This window comes from Fibrobacter sp. (genome assembly GCF_017545445.1).
GTDB lineage: Bacteria > Fibrobacterota > Fibrobacteria > Fibrobacterales > Fibrobacteraceae > Fibrobacter.
In genome coordinates this window covers 1-14,938 of the sequence record NZ_JAFWOM010000144.1, presented here as the reverse complement: position 1 = coordinate 14,938, position 14,938 = coordinate 1, and the positions used below count along the sequence as shown (strand labels likewise).

The 14,938-nt window shown below is 45.1% G+C and carries 14 protein-coding genes and 1 tRNA gene; 11 read left to right on the top strand and 4 right to left on the bottom strand.

Annotation, left to right across the window (positions count from 1 at the left end; genetic code table 11):
• Position 1 precedes the first annotated feature (1 nt).
• The gene (locus tag IKG78_RS17005; RefSeq protein ID WP_290945689.1) at positions 2 to 850 is read left to right on the top strand and encodes a substrate-binding domain-containing protein; all 849 of its coding nucleotides are present in this window, start codon (positions 2 to 4) and stop codon (positions 848 to 850) included.
• A complete protein-coding gene (locus tag IKG78_RS17000) occupies positions 820 to 1,563 on the top strand; it encodes a WbqC family protein (protein WP_290945687.1) in 744 nt (247 codons plus the stop codon). The genes IKG78_RS17005 and IKG78_RS17000 overlap by 31 nt, the downstream gene beginning before the upstream one ends.
• A gap of 1 nt (position 1,564) precedes the next feature.
• Here IKG78_RS17000 and IKG78_RS16995 read toward each other — a convergent pair whose 3' ends face one another.
• Positions 1,565 to 2,059, bottom strand: a complete 495-nt coding sequence (locus tag IKG78_RS16995; protein ID WP_290945685.1) for a nucleoside deaminase — start codon at positions 2,057 to 2,059, stop codon at positions 1,565 to 1,567.
• Positions 2,060 to 2,239: 180 nt separating this feature from the next.
• On the opposite strand from IKG78_RS16995, the gene IKG78_RS16990 reads away from it, so the two are divergent.
• A complete protein-coding gene (locus tag IKG78_RS16990; protein WP_290945683.1) occupies positions 2,240 to 3,181 on the top strand; it encodes an arginase family protein in 942 nt (313 codons plus the stop codon).
• 8 nt (positions 3,182 to 3,189) lie between these two features.
• Here the strand turns inward: IKG78_RS16990 and IKG78_RS16985 are convergent, their stop codons facing one another.
• Positions 3,190 to 7,383 carry a response regulator gene (locus IKG78_RS16985; RefSeq protein ID WP_290945681.1) on the bottom strand — a complete coding sequence of 1,398 codons (4,194 nt, stop codon included), beginning with the start codon at positions 7,381 to 7,383 and terminating at the stop codon, positions 3,190 to 3,192.
• A gap of 162 nt (positions 7,384 to 7,545) precedes the next feature.
• On the opposite strand from IKG78_RS16985, the gene IKG78_RS16980 reads away from it, so the two are divergent.
• The gene (locus IKG78_RS16980) at positions 7,546 to 9,108 is read left to right on the top strand and encodes an ATP-dependent Clp protease proteolytic subunit (RefSeq protein ID WP_290945679.1); all 1,563 of its coding nucleotides are present in this window, start codon (positions 7,546 to 7,548) and stop codon (positions 9,106 to 9,108) included.
• Positions 9,109 to 9,273: 165 nt separating this feature from the next.
• Positions 9,274 to 9,693, top strand: coding sequence for a hypothetical protein (locus IKG78_RS16975; RefSeq protein ID WP_290945677.1), 420 nt, complete (start codon positions 9,274 to 9,276; stop codon positions 9,691 to 9,693).
• Between the two features lie 297 nt (positions 9,694 to 9,990).
• On the opposite strand, the gene IKG78_RS16970 is transcribed toward IKG78_RS16975, so the two are convergent.
• On the bottom strand, positions 9,991 to 10,860 hold the full coding sequence (locus tag IKG78_RS16970) for a M43 family zinc metalloprotease (RefSeq protein ID WP_290945675.1): 870 nt from the start codon (positions 10,858 to 10,860) through the stop codon (positions 9,991 to 9,993).
• 149 nt (positions 10,861 to 11,009) lie between these two features.
• On the opposite strand from IKG78_RS16970, the gene IKG78_RS16965 reads away from it, so the two are divergent.
• The 6 genes from IKG78_RS16965 (at position 11,010) to IKG78_RS16940 (ending at position 14,715) form a co-directional block, all read left to right on the top strand.
• Positions 11,010 to 11,414 (top strand): hypothetical protein, encoded by a 405-nt coding sequence (locus IKG78_RS16965; RefSeq protein ID WP_290945673.1) that lies wholly within the window; start codon positions 11,010 to 11,012, stop codon positions 11,412 to 11,414.
• A 37-nt stretch (positions 11,415 to 11,451) separates the two neighbouring features.
• A complete protein-coding gene (locus IKG78_RS16960) occupies positions 11,452 to 12,039 on the top strand; it encodes a hypothetical protein (protein WP_290945671.1) in 588 nt (195 codons plus the stop codon).
• 33 nt (positions 12,040 to 12,072) lie between these two features.
• Positions 12,073 to 12,567 carry a hypothetical protein gene (locus tag IKG78_RS16955; protein WP_290945669.1) on the top strand — a complete coding sequence of 165 codons (495 nt, stop codon included), beginning with the start codon at positions 12,073 to 12,075 and terminating at the stop codon, positions 12,565 to 12,567.
• Between the two features lie 66 nt (positions 12,568 to 12,633).
• A complete protein-coding gene (gene floA, locus IKG78_RS16950; RefSeq protein ID WP_290945667.1) occupies positions 12,634 to 13,608 on the top strand; it encodes a flotillin-like protein FloA in 975 nt (324 codons plus the stop codon).
• 3 nt (positions 13,609 to 13,611) lie between these two features.
• Positions 13,612 to 13,878: a hypothetical protein gene (locus tag IKG78_RS16945; RefSeq protein ID WP_290945666.1), complete on the top strand. Its 267-nt coding sequence runs from the start codon at positions 13,612 to 13,614 to the stop codon at positions 13,876 to 13,878.
• Entirely contained in the window at positions 13,879 to 14,715 is an 837-nt protein-coding gene (locus IKG78_RS16940) for a hypothetical protein (RefSeq protein ID WP_290945664.1), read from the top strand.
• A gap of 146 nt (positions 14,716 to 14,861) precedes the next feature.
• On the opposite strand, the gene IKG78_RS16935 is transcribed toward IKG78_RS16940, so the two are convergent.
• A tRNA-Asn gene (locus tag IKG78_RS16935) sits at positions 14,862 to 14,934 on the bottom strand.
• Positions 14,935 to 14,938 lie beyond the last annotated feature (4 nt).

The window sequence follows — 14,938 nt, the reverse complement described above, 5'->3', positions numbered from 1 at the left end:
TATGGAGAAGACTATTTTAAAGGTGGATGCCCGACAGTTCATTCCCTTTCGCGATGGAAATATTTTGCGTAATCATCAAACTGATTTTCATCTCGATGAAGCATCCCTGCGTATTGATGTTGTCAGTGCATTTTGGCCATTCATGGCGGAAGTCACCCAAGCCATTCTTGAGCCTACAGCCTTTACTGAGATGCAATGGCTTAAACGTATTGCAACCAGCATTGGTTGTCAAGAATTGGCCGAAGGGAAAACAGACTTGCTGATTGGGAATGACGGCAATGAAATCTTGAATCATCAACTTGAACAAACAGGGCTCCCCACTGTCAAAGAAAAAATATGGACGGAACCCATCGCCATCCTGTTGAATAAAGACAATCCTGTAAACAATCTGACTGTTTCACAAATACAAGACATTTATTTCGGTCGCATCAGCAATTGGAGCGAACTAGGCGGAAAACAACAGCCCATTCATACCTATCAATTAGAGCGTGGTAACGGCAGCCAAACGGCGTTTGAAAAAAACGTCAAAAGAAACCATATTGACGAGAATCATCACGAAATACACACCATGCCGGATATTATTGACGATGTGGCAAAAGACTCTTCCGGCATCTGCTATACATTCTGGTCATACTATACTCGCATGTATGCAAACACCCAGACACATATGATAGCTGTTGACGGAACTGCGGTGACCGACCCATGCTATCCATTAAAAGATGATCTGTATATGATATACCGCAAGGATCATCCCAATGCTAATCTGCATCGGCTGACTTCTTGGCTCAAATCAGCCAAAGCGCAAGAGCTCATAGCCGCATGCTATCAACCAGAAAGAACCGTGGAGTGATGAACATGAAAATAGCCATCATGCAGCCGTACTTTTTTCCGTACATCGGCTACTGGCAACTCATTCATGCAGCTGATTTGTTTATTGTTGGCGACAGCGTTCACTATATCAAGCAAGGCTGGATCAACCGTAACCGCATCTTGGGCGAAGGGGACCAGCCGCAATATTTCGGTATCGAAGTCAGCCATGCATCCAGCAACCGCCTCATCAGCGAGACTAGTCGAGTGGTCAATCGCAACCAAGCTGAATACCTCTGCCGTGTGCTGAAGTTTTACTACGGCCAAGCACCACACTACAGCGAGGCTATGAAAGTCATCAAGCCTATTATGCTAGATGAGGACCCCGACCTGACTCGCTATCTCGTCAAGCAACTGCGAGCCGTTGCCGAGTATCTGGGAATCAATACGGAAATCAGGTTGCTCTCGGAGGTGTCAGACCATTGGGAATGCCATTCTCCAGAGATAATCCACCGCACTTGTGAACACTTCGGCATCACCGACTACATCAACCCTTCCGGTGCCGGAATGGACTACTATCACAAGGACGCATTCCGCGAAATGGGCATCAACCTCAGCTTTTTGCGTCGCAACGAAGACATCCGCTACAAGCAACGCACTGACGAGTTCGTCCCTGACCTAAGCATCATCGACCTAATGATGTATTGTTCGCGTGACGAATTGCACGACATACTGAATCGCTATCATTTTTTATAAATCAATAGCAGGTTTTATCCATTTTCGCAGCCCATTTTTTGAATGCGACGAGTGCTTCGTTTCGCATAAAATGGTCGCATTGAATCGCACGTTTTTCGTACGGCAAATCAAGCTGATCATAGATAAAAGAATCATCGAATTCGATTTCGGCGGCATCGGCTTTTGTATTCGCATAGCAAATACGCTTGACGCGCGCCCAATATAGAGCACTCAAGCACATCGGGCAAGGTTCGCAGCTCGTATAAACAGTGCAGCCATCAAGCATGAACGTTCCGAGCTTAGCACAAGCATTGCGAATCGCAGTCACCTCGGCATGAGCCGTCGGATCGTTATTCGGCACAACGCGATTCGCCCCTGTCGCCACGACTTCGCCATCCTTAACAATCACCGCGCCAAACGGACCACCGCCATTATCGACATTATCCACAGACAACTGGATTGCCATCTGCATAAAGTGTCGATCTTCTTCCGAAAAGTTTGTCATTTCTTTAAGCATCTAAAACTCCTTTCATAATCGATCATTTGCCATCGCGAGGGCAAAAACTTTCCTTTATGATGTGCATTTTTGTTACCTTGCTTATTTTAAAATAATTAATAAGATGGAGAAAAACAATTTTTTCACACGAAGTCATTCTCGCATAGAGAACATCCATACATTTTTATCTAGTTTTAAAACATGAAAATTACGGTTCAAGATTTCACGGGAATTTACGCCGAACAGCCCTTTATGCAAGAGTTGCGTGCCGCAGCAGAAACTAGCAACGACATCTACTGGCTAGATTGCACGAAAATCGTCGGCACCGACTGCTACTGCGATGACGAAGCCATCAAGAAAATCAACGAAATGATCAATAACACCGAAAAACGCAGCAGGATCGAATGTAGCAGCATTATCGAAAATCGCGGCATTTCCCAACTCTGCGACGTTTCCGCAAACGACATTGCAGCGCAACCCACGATCCATTTTTTCGACAACGGCAATTACCATTACATGAGCAAGCTCTGGACCGACAGAATTCAAGAACCATTCACGCTCATCGTATTCGATCATCACCCTGACATGCAGCCACCACGTTTCGGAGGCATTTTAAGTTGCGGAGGCTGGGTGCTAGAAGTTTTAAAAAGCAATAAATTTATCCAAAACGTCATTATCATAGGCGTGAAAAATGAACTTATTGAAACAATCCGCGAAGAACTTACACAATCCGCAGAAGTAAACATTTTAGATAAAGTCACATTCATCCGCGAAAGCGAACTAGAATTTCTTACCCCATACCTCAAAGGTACGTGGTTCGACACGTTCACCAACCTTAGCCGACCCCATACCCCAAACCTCTACATATCCATCGACAAAGATGCGCTTGCCCCCACATACGCAGCCACAAATTGGGATCAAGGTTCTCTCAGCACTAGCGCTCTAAAAACAATTATTGCAGAACTAGCCGCAAATCACAAAATTCTCAGTGTAGATATTTGCGGAGAACGAGCCCACGACTTCGAAGGCGACGAGCTACACTCTGTTCAAGAAGCAGACTCATTAAATAATTCCGTAAATCATGAACTCATAAAGTTCATAGAAACACTATGCCAAGCCTCGAACAGAGAACCACAAGGATAAGCAATTATCTACAAGAACCTCGAAAGCACTTCTCTTAGCTTGTTGACATTCACAGGCTTTGGCAAATGCTCGTTCATTCCCGCATCCAAAGCCGCCTGCTGATCATCGGCAAAAGCGTTCGCCGTCATCGCGATAATCGGAATTTCCGCAGCGATTTTGTTGTCAAGCTTGCGAATTTGGCGAGTTGCCTCATAACCATCCATGATTGGCATCTGCACATCCATCAAAATCAAGTCACAACCACCCGGCACAACATTCTTCATGAACTCCACAGCCTTGGCGCCATCGCAAGCCGTAGTCACCTGAATTCCGCAGTCTTCCAAAATTTCCACCGCAATTTCACGGTTCAGTTCGTTATCGTCAACCAGCAAAACCTTCTTGCCGTTAAAGCTCACCTTCTTGTCCTTTTTCGGAACATCCGCCTGTTTAACGCCAAAGCTATGCAACAGCGTTTCTCTCGCATCCGACAAGAACAATGGCTTACTTACAAAGTTATTCACACCAACTTCAAGGGCCTTTTCTTCAATATCGGACCATTCATAGGCCGACATGACAATCACTAGGCTTTCATTTCCCAGTTCATGGCGGAGCTTCTGCGTCATCATCATGCCATCCATATCCGGCATGCGCCAATCCACAAAGAACGCATCATACGCCACACCCTTGGACTTCGCATTTTTCGCCATTTCCAAAGCATCCGCTCCAGAATTGCAGCTATCAGCTTCAATCCCCAGACCTTTCAAAATAACAGGAATACTCTTACAGCAATCCATGTCGTCATCGATAACGAGAACTCTCTTGCCTTCAAGTTCATTGACCCGTTCCTGCTCCTTACGTTCATTCACAAGGTTGAACTTGAAGTTCAAAATCACTTCGGTTCCCTCATGTTCCTTGCTCTTGACATCAATGCTTCCATTCATCATTTCAACGATGTTCTTTGTAATCGCCATACCAAGACCTGTCCCCTGGATTCCAGAAACAGTCGAGGAGTTCACTCTCGTAAACGGATCATAGATATTCGGCAAGAATTTTTCGCTCATGCCGATACCCGTATCCTTGATTCTAAACACAAAAACACCAACACCCTGTTCAGCAGCAACCTTCTGCTCTACAGAGAACCAAATAGTCCCTCCCGACGGAGTATATTTGATGGCGTTCGAAATAACGTTCAAAAGAACCTGATTCAAGCGAAGCCTGTCACAGACAACATCTTCGTTTTTTATTCCAATGCTATTGGCGAAGAAATGCAATTTTTTCGCATAAATGTCCGCTTGAACAATATCCTTGAGCGTATGGATGATTTCCGGGAGGTGTTCCGGTTTTTCATTCAAGCTCAACTTGCCCGATTCGATGCGGCTCATGTCGAGCACATCATTGATAAGCGAAAGCAAGTGGTTCGACGACAATTGGATTTTTCCGAGGAAGTTCCGCACCTGTTCCTTGTTGCCAATATGCATCGTAGCCAGTTCCGTATAGCCGATAATCGCATTCATCGGAGTACGGATATCGTGGCTCATGTTGTTGAGGAACATCGTCTTCGCCTTGGACGCCGATTTCGCCATTTCAAGAGCCTTTTCAAGAACAGCCTGCTGCTCCATTTCCTTGCGATATACGGCATCATTATCAAAAACGCCCACGAGCACACGACGAGACCTGGACCAGTCCCCCATTTTGCTCACTTTCATGCGGTACCACTTGAGACCGTCTCCAGTCACACGGCGATAATCTAGAATGAAGGAATACTCGTGTTGCAACCGAGCAATAACCGCACCACGTTCAAGGGCTTGCAATAACCGTTCAAAATCCTCTTCACAAACAACTTTACGAGTATAATTCACCCGATCCTTAAAGAAATCTTTTCCTACGCCGTTTTCATCGACAACATCATGGAACTTTTCCCCTTTTTCCGATACGCTAAACAGCCCTGTATCAACATCGACATCGTAAATAGTCTCGAACTGATCGGACAAGCACATGATACGTTCTATGTTTTCCTGATGCTCCATTTCGTTTCTGTACTGAGCATCCACTTCCGCAAACCCCACAGCAACGAGTTTTGCCGGCTCATCCACCGCTTCCGCCTTTGCAAACACCAAGCGAGTGTATTTGTACTCACTACCGTAAAGATGCCTGAATATAACCGAATAACGTTTCTGGTGCGCAAGCTTTTCCGCAATATATTCTCTCGAAGCAAGCACCAAAAGCATATCCACGTCATCAGGGTGGGCTTGCGCCCTGACAAACGCCTTGAACACATCCTCCAGCTTATCGCAAGATGAAAGCAAACTATTTATAGATTCCTTAAGAGACTCGCTTACAGTCAGAACACCCGTCGAACCGTTCTCGAAATTAAAGTAGAATAGCGACGAATAATCTTCCGAAAGGATGTCGATAATTTCAAGATTCTGTTTTAAGTTCGCCTGAATCTGCATCTGTTTCTTGATTTCATCATCCACGCTATGCAAACCAAAAACAATTCCCTTGAGATTGCCGACGTCATCTTTATCTGCAATCACCTTCATCTGATAGTAAACTTCCTTACCATCAAGCTTAATCTTGAAGTTGATGTGCGTGACAGACTCCTCTTTCAAATCCGCGACAAGCTTATCTCGATTCACGCGCTCCGCAAATTGCAATTTATCGGAATCGCATACTAGATACTTTAGCAACAGCACCATTCTCTTGGAAAAACGTTTTTCCATGGACCAGCCAGGAATAGCCTTCAACAAAGCGGAATTTGCACGATAAGTAATAACGATATCGCGGGAGGCATCTTCACCCAAAATGACATAGTTCACAAAATCAAAGTCCGAAGCCAGCGATTCGATCACGCTGTTGTTGCGGTCCATTTCCTGGCGTTGGGCAATAGCCTTAGTCACTTCGGCATCAATATTTTCAACAGCGATGATAACATGGTTTTCATCCTTAATGGACTTGAGAACCTTCATTCTATAAAACTGCGGAACACCGTCAATCACAAGCCTATACTCAATAGCAGCGCTTCCGTTATCTTCAAGACGCTTAAGGAGAGTCCCTTTCTCCATAAAGTGCAAAACGGGTTCAAGATCGTCCTTGTAAAGATTGTGACGCAAACTCGTGATAGAATCAAAGAAAAAGTCACGGCCCGTCACGCTCTCGTGCAACTTGCTCATCAATTTTTCAGAATGGAATACATCAAACGTATCGTCCAAAACGTTCACGTAGAAAATACATTCGTACGTTTCACTCAACGCTTCAGCAATTTCGGAATATTCTCCGCTCTCCTCCTCAGCCATGCGTCGTGCATTCCAGACCACGCGGATAAGATACAGCAAAATCACGAGCAATTCCATCGCCGATATACCGATATAGAATCTGCGAATTTTATCGACACGCGCAAAGGCGACATTTTCGTTTACACACAGGATAAGCGACCAGCTCCCCCCAAATAGCGGAAGTGCCACCAAAAGCTTGGATTCGTTCGACGGAGCCTCTTCATACGACAAATGCGAAACATCGCCCCTCATCACGCTTGCAACCCAATCTTCAATAGAATAGCCGCTCTTGGGCCTTACCGACTTAAAGAAATCGTTAAATCCCTTCCATCTTCCAGACTTTTCCACAACAAAAGAACCATCTCGACGGTCAATAACCATCAGTGACGTTTTCCCTTTGAACGCATTTGTAGCAACAAAACCTAACAACGCCTTGTGGTTGGATACCGCAGAAAGCATTGCGACAACTTTGCCATTCCGACGGACAGGCACAAACTGCTCGAAAATCGCATTATTCTTTTGGACAATATCTAACCCAACCTTCGAAAGGTACGCTTGATCGGACAAAATCATGTTATAGTGTTGCACAAACGAAGAATCAAAAGAAACACCTTGATCTGTAATAACATGCCCGCTAGGCAAATACAACCGCACTGTAGAAATCAACGGTCCAATACGCGAACTGCGAATCATACGAACCATGCCTTCTGACAAAAGGTCTTCCTCTTGCCCCACCACAGTCGAAATATTCGTCAACGCACTCAAAAGGGAACGCCCCAAAAAGCCGACCTTTGCTTCAGTGGTATAAGCGACCTCTTCAAGAGAATCCCAGCTATCTTCTATCGCATTCCTATTTATGTACAAAAAAGAAACATTAGTCACAATAAACAGGAATGCAACCAAAAGCAAGGATACAATTATATTGCGTCTAAAAAAATTGTTATTCATAAGTTTTTTGTAATATTATCCCATTTATATATACATTTTACAAAGACTCTTTGGAAAGCTCGTCAGAAAAAATTACGGTTTTGCACGATAGTTTTCCATAAAACGTGCATTTTTTCACAAAAAAGTTGAGCAGAGCAAGGCAAATCTTTATACATTGACGATATGAAAATCATTACAAAATTGTTTTTCCTCATTGCGTTTTTCGCATCATTTACATTCGCAACAGAAGGGGCTGCCACAGACACCTTTGCCCAAGAAACAAGCGTCATGGAGTCCGTCAAGGCCATAAAGCCCGAACACAAAAAGAAACAAGCCGTCTGGATAAAACTGGAAGGCGACGTCGAGCCCGCGATGTACGACTTCTGCGCACGCGCCATCGGCGAAGCCCTCGATCAAAAGCCGGACTACATCGTCTTCGAAATCAACACATTCGGCGGTCGCCTCGACGCGGCATTCGACCTTGTCGATACGATTATGGCGGTCAAGGGTCCCGAAACAATCGCTCTCGTAAAAAAGAAGGCCATCAGCGCAGGTTCGCTCATCGCACTGGCCTGCCAAAAGCTCTACATGCTCGAAGCGACAACCATCGGCGACTGCGCCCCGATTGTGCAAGGCGGCGACGGCACCCCGCAAATCGTAGGCGAAAAAATCCAGTCTCCCCTCCGTGCAAAATTCAGGAATTTAGCCCAACGTAACAACTATCCTGAACTCTTGGCCTCCTCGTTCGTCACGCCAGAACTTGAAGTGCTCGAACTCACCGCGACGCTCGACAAGGGCAAACCGACGCAGCGCGACACAACACTTATCATCGAAGGCAAAAAGTTCGCTGTCCTCGACAGTGCAGAAAAGAAGTTCTGGGGTTCACCCAAAATTCTCGTGAAAGAAGGCGAACTGCTGACCATGACCGATAAGGAAGCCGAAGAACTCGGATTTTCCAAAGGCACGTTCAAGAGTCGCGAAGACTTTGAAACAAAACTCGCCATCGAGCGCAAAAGCGAAATCGAAACTAACGCCGGCGAAAAAATCGCAAGCGCCATCGCCGCCATTTCCGGCCTGCTCCTCATTCTCGGATTCGGAGCGCTCTACATCGAATTCAAGACACCCGGCTTCGGAATGTTCGGCATCATCGGAATCATCCTGATCGGCATTGTATTTTTCGGGCAGTTCGCACCGCAGCTCGACGGCTACTTCCCCGCCATTCTGCTAGTGGCTGGAGTTATTTTATTCTTAGTCGAAATATTTATCATGCCCGGCACATTCCTCTTCGGCATCGGCGGAATCATCTGCATGATTCTATCCCTAGTCCTAAGCGTGGACACTACCAACATCCCTGAATACGTCCCGGAAACCGTCGAAACCACCTTTGACGCCACCCCCTGGCTATTCGGGCTGTTATTCGTCCTTGGCAATGCTATCATAGCGCTCATCATCCCAATTGCAGCAAGCAAGTACTTGATACCGTTACTCCCCGAAGGCTGGACGCCCATGCTCAAGACAGATCTCGAAACAGCAGCCTCCCCCACGGAATCCGTCCAAGAAGTCTCCATTGGCGATATCGGCACAGCAAAAACGTTCCTCCGCCCCGTAGGCCAAGCAAGCTTTACCATGCCCGACGGCTCCACCAAGCTCTTTGACGTACAAACTCACGGTGAAATCATCGAAGCCGGCCAAAAAGTCAAAGTCGAGTCCGTGCAAGAAGGCCATATATGGGTGGGGATAGTGTAGAGACGAGAGACTAGAGATGTCATCCCGGACCAGTTCCGGGATCTGTTTTTTTCGTCATCCTGAACGGCGATAGCCGTGAAGGATCCAGTTACAGTTCTAACAAACAGAAGTTAAGAGTAAAACAAATTATATTCATAAAAGTCGCACTTAAAAAAGGGGATTTTTATGGTATCGACAGAACAAAATAATCAAACGGAAACGACCAAGCCCCCCAAAAAAGCAATTTTAGGCTTTATGCTAACACCACCTATATCCTTATTCGGATCATTCGCCTATTTTTTGGAGGATATGATATCTAATCCATCCCACAACGATGGCGCTGGCATGGCCGCACTCATATTCACAGCCGTGCTTTTCATCAGTGCTTGTATAAGCCTATCTTCATTCTTTGTTTACAATTTTCTTTATTCAGCAGAGTCAAACTTTAGTGCAGCATTCTTTTTGCTCATTCCCTTTTCAGGTATAATTCTTTGTTCATGCATATTGACCTTTTTAGGTGGTTTTTCTGTTGCAGCAATGCTTTTGGCACCCTACACAGTCCTTTACGCAATCATGCTGACCATACTTATCCACATAAGAGAATAAATTGTAGTTCAACTAAAGATGTCATCCCGGACCAGTTCCGGGATCTGTTTTTTCGTCATCCTGAACGGCGATAGCCGTGAAGGATCCAGTAACGGTACAAAAGCTGCGGACGTATGCCAAGTGCAATAAATGATGACACACGGATTGGAAAAAAACTAACGTTTTTTCTGTTTTTATTCAATTAGATTTTACGTTAGTAAAATCGAATCCGTGTGGCTATATGAATCCGTGTGGCCATTTTATAGATTTTATTTGATGCATTGTGGCCAGTCATCAAAGCGATGCATTTTCAAATGCTCACTTGTGCTTTTTCGTCGATAAGTACATTCGAATCACATCCATCTGCTGCGGCGTAAAAGTCTTGTAAGATTCGTCGCCAGTTCTCGGGAACATTATGTAATAGTAATCGGGGCATTTCGATTCATCGAACAAATAATCGCCTAATTTCGGACATTCCGGCGTATCCGAAAAATCGTCAAAGCGAGTTCCGCTAAATTCTGTTGTATGGGGCAAACCGAAGAAATGCCCCAATTCATGAATAGCCGTTTGAGCAATTTTGTCCGAAGTCAACTTATAATTGCCATGATTTATCCGCATCGCAAGCGCAATAAAATCACTCCTCTCTGAATCTTCATAGTAAATTTCGCCGGGGAGACGAGAAAATCCAGCAACAGATTCTTTTTCGTCCAAATCATCATACACAAAATATCCCAAGACAAAACTGATTTCGCCCTCGTGACCAGGCCAACGGATTAAAGAATCGATCAACGGATTCTCTTCTCCATAGTGTAAAATGACCTCCTTTGTATCAGGGAACGCCTCCCCCACAAAAGGATGTTCGCTCGCATAAAGAACATTTATGTTCCGAACATTGATTCCACCCGGATTCAGAGCCATATTCGACCGCTTCAAAATTTTATCCGCAAGTTTTTCGACCGGCGCACGATCACCAAGCCCCACGTACTTTCCAGCCACAATCAAATTAATATCAAAATCCAAAGAATAAGAATACGGAGAATACGTCCACTCCTCGAATTTCCATTTTCCATCAATGTAATAGAACGACCCATACTCATCATCTTCGTCGGAATCCATAAATTCATCCGAACAGCTAGCCACAAGCAAGCCGATAAACAACAAACAAGCCCATCGATACAAGTTTTTCATTATATTCCCCTAAGCCCCAAAACATTCACGCATATTTTCCAATATACCCTTTTTTAAACGAAAGTGGACAAAAATTGTAAACAAAAACTAACACTTAGGAATAAAACAGATTATATTCATAAAAGTAGCACTTCAAAAAGGGGACTTTTATGGAATCGACAGAACAAGATACTCAAACGGAAGCAAACACCCCCAAAGAAGTACCTCTAGGTTTTTTGCTAACACCACCTATATCCTTTTTCGGACCATTCGCCTTTTTTTACTTTTCTAGCCCAGCTCGCAACGAAGCCTTGCTTCTTCAATTTATCTTTAAAATCGTACTTTTCATCAGTGGTTGTATAAGCCTATCTTCATTCTTTTTTTACGATTCTCTTTATTCAACAGAGTCAAACTTTAGCGCAGCATTCTTTTTGCTCATTCCCTTTTCAGGTATAATTCTTTGTTCATGCGTATTAACCTTTTTAGGTGGTTTTAGTGTCGCAACAATGCTTTTAGCTCCCTACGCTCTCATTTACATAACCATGCTGATCATACTCATCGTCTTAAGAGAATAAGTTGCACTTAAGAAAGGGGATTTTTATGGATACATTTATGAATATCATTTTTTTTCTATTTGTTGTTGCTGCATGCATAATCACTGCCAAGGAACGAATAAAAAATCCTCCAGCCACTATCGAAGAAAAAGCAGAAAATGAAAATATTGACAGTCAAATAAAACAAGTCACAAATCAATTCAAGTGGGGCACAACGATATCCCTATTCGGTTTATTCGCCATTTCATTGCTAAGCACAATCTTAGCCCCTTCTCGTAACGAAGGCTCGCTTCTTCAATTTTTTATGACAACAATCTCTTTCATCAGTGCAATTATAAGCTTATCATCATTTGTGATTTACAATTTTCTCTTTTCTGCCAAAACAAACTTAAGAGCATCCCTCATTCTAGCCATACCTTTTTCAGGACTAATACTATGTTTATTCCCTATAATCGTCACTCAACCCATCGGCATTGCTTACGCTTTTTTTATTTCAGCACCGTTCATACTCATTTATACGATCATGCGGACAAAACTTCTCCGCTACAGAAATAAATTTCACACCTCATTCGATTCAAACCATCAACAATTTGAAAATAACAACAAAACACAAACAAGCAACAACATTCAAAACAAAGACATTTAACCAAATTCGTACAATTTAAAAAGACCCTACATTATGGAATTATTAATTATTATAGCAATACTTGCCGCACCAGCCATAATTCCAGGCTTTGCACATTTATGCTTCAAACTTATTCTAAGCAAAGAAAGCCAAAAACAAAGTTCGCCTTTACAAGAAGACGACAATCTAGGCTTTAAAATCACAGCAATGATTTTGCTTAGCATCCCCCTTATAGGGAGCATTATCTTAACAGAGACCTCAATGTACAACAAAGAAGGCGTACTAATTGTCTGGGCTCTTATCATTATAAGCATCGGATTTTTCGTGAATGGAATTCTCTCATTCATATATTACGACTTTCTGTTGACAACCCAAAGCAACTTGAAAGCAGCCCTCATTCTTGCAACGCCATTTCTCCCCTACCTTCCACTTTTACCCATCTTCCCTCTTTTCTACATAACAATACCGGTTCTGATCATCCACGCCTTTATGCAATACGAACTATACTACAAGCGATCGAAACTCCGTCAAAACAACGATAAACCATAGAATTTCTTTTTCATCCTCCAAAAAATAAATATATTAAGTTCAGAAACTCTAACTGGAGAAAATCAAATGGATACTCTTCTTACCATCGGCATTATCATTGCAGCCATCGTTGTCATCGTCATCCTCGCCTTTATCGGCAAATTCTTTAGCCTTTGGCTTCAGGCTTTGTTCTCCAAAGCAAACGTGAGCATTTTCCAGCTCATCGGTATGCGTCTTAGAAAAGTGCCGCCGCAAATCATCGTCGAAGCTCGAATCCTCAGCTGCAAGGCAGGCCTCCCGGTCGATACGAACTTGCTCGAAGCTCATTACCTTTCCCGCGGTAACGTGCTCCGCGTCATCCAGGCCCTCATCGCAGCAAACAAGGCAAACATCAAGCTCGACTTTAAAGAAGCCGCCGCCATCGACCTTGCAGGCCGTAACGTGCTCGAAGCCGTGCAGATGTCCGTGAACCCGAAAGTCATCACGACCCCGAAGGTTTCCGCAGTGGCCCTCGACGGCATTCAGCTCCACGCCATTACGCGTATCACCGTGCGAGCAAGCATCCAGAAACTCGTCGGCGGTGCAGGCGAAGAAACGGTCATCGCCCGCGTTGGCGAAGGCATCGTCTCGTCCATCGGTTCTGCCGTGAGCCACAAGGAAGTTCTCGAAAACCCGAACATGATTTCCAAGAAGGTGCTCGCCTCCGGCCTTGACGCAGGTACTGCTTTCGAAATTCTCTCCATCGACATTGCTGACGTAGATGTGGGCCAGAACATCGGCGCTATCCTCGAAACCGACCGTGCCGAAGCAGACAAGAAGATTGCACAGGCCAAGGCAGAAGAACGCCGCGCCATGGCATTCGCCGCCGAACAAGAAATGAAAGCCAAGGTGATGCAAATGAAGGCCAAGCTCGTCGAAGCCGAAGCCCAAATTCCGATGGCCATGGCATCTGCCCTCCGCGATGGAAAGCTCGGCGTGATGGACTACTACAACCTCAAAAACATCGAAGCCGATACGCAGATGCGTAAGGAAATCGGCTCCGCCCCGGAAGCAAGCAAATAAAATATGATTGGCGAATTTGTTGGTGAAATGCTGACTGAAATTGCAGCGGGGATAGTTCAAGGACTCGCTGATGAAGGCATTTCCAAAATAAAGGACGCATTGTCGCCAACATATAAGAATCCAACAGTTCCCCCCAAAGCTGTTAAAGCGAAGCATGCAAAGCCTGAAAAGAAACCCTACGTCAGCCGAGACAAAAGGCACGAAAGGAATCTGAAAAAGAGGCTGGACTTGCAAAAACGCCGAGCGATAACAAACAGCGAAGGAGCCTAAATGGAATCATTACTCATATTCATTGTAATTTTCGTCATCGACGCGCTTGTCAAAAGGGCTAATGCGAAGAAAAAGGCCGAACAGCAGCAACATCATGCTCCAACGACCGATTCGACGCAAGAATTCGAAGACAACCGCGACGATGAGAACTTCGACGAAAGCGTTCCTCCAGAACCCTCTCCAGTCGCCCGCAAACTGCAAGAATACATCAAGCAGTTTGAACAAGCACAACAAGAGGCCGCCCAAGGGACGCTAGAACCCGCCATGCCGCCGCCAGTTCCGCAAAGCACGCATCGCCGAGGCAACAACGTGACTCTGCGAGAAGTCGTTGAGGTCATCGTCGATTTTGAAGTTGTCAATGCCGACATCCTTATGGATGAATTCGGCATGTCGCGGAATGCTGCAGGGGTAATGCTCGAAGAACTCGAACACTTCCGCATTATCGGGCACGACATGGGTGTCGGCGAACACGACGTTCTCATACAAGATATTTCCGAACTCGACAACCTGCTATCGCATCCGCCTGCAGCAGCCCCAGCAAAGGCCGCCACAAGCAAACCGACTCCCAGCGTAAGCCCAGCGGTAAGCGAAAAGCAAAACCAGCTTAAAATCCTGGAAGAGCGAGCACGCAAGGCACGTGAAGAAGCCGCCGCAATCGCACGCCAAAGCGATGCCGAAAACGGCTACACCGACGAAGCGACCGAAGATGCCCCCTCGCTCGACAAACGCATTATCGTGCGTTCTATAAGCAGGGAAAGCGTCCGTCGCGGCTTCATCTGGGCGAAAATCATCGACGAGCCGCGATTCAAGAAACGCTGGACTGCATACAGCAGGTAAATCGCGCGACCAGCCAAACACACAACTAGCCGAAATCAAACAATTCATCCCGGACGGCACTACCGTTCGGGATTTTCTATTTCGGCAATCTACAACAAACTTCATAAAAACACAAAACCCTCGGTCTAAAGACCGAGGGTTTTGAGCTGCCTCACTTGGACTCGAACCAAGGACAACGCGATTAACAGTCGCGGGCTCTACCAACTGAGCTATGAGGCATCGT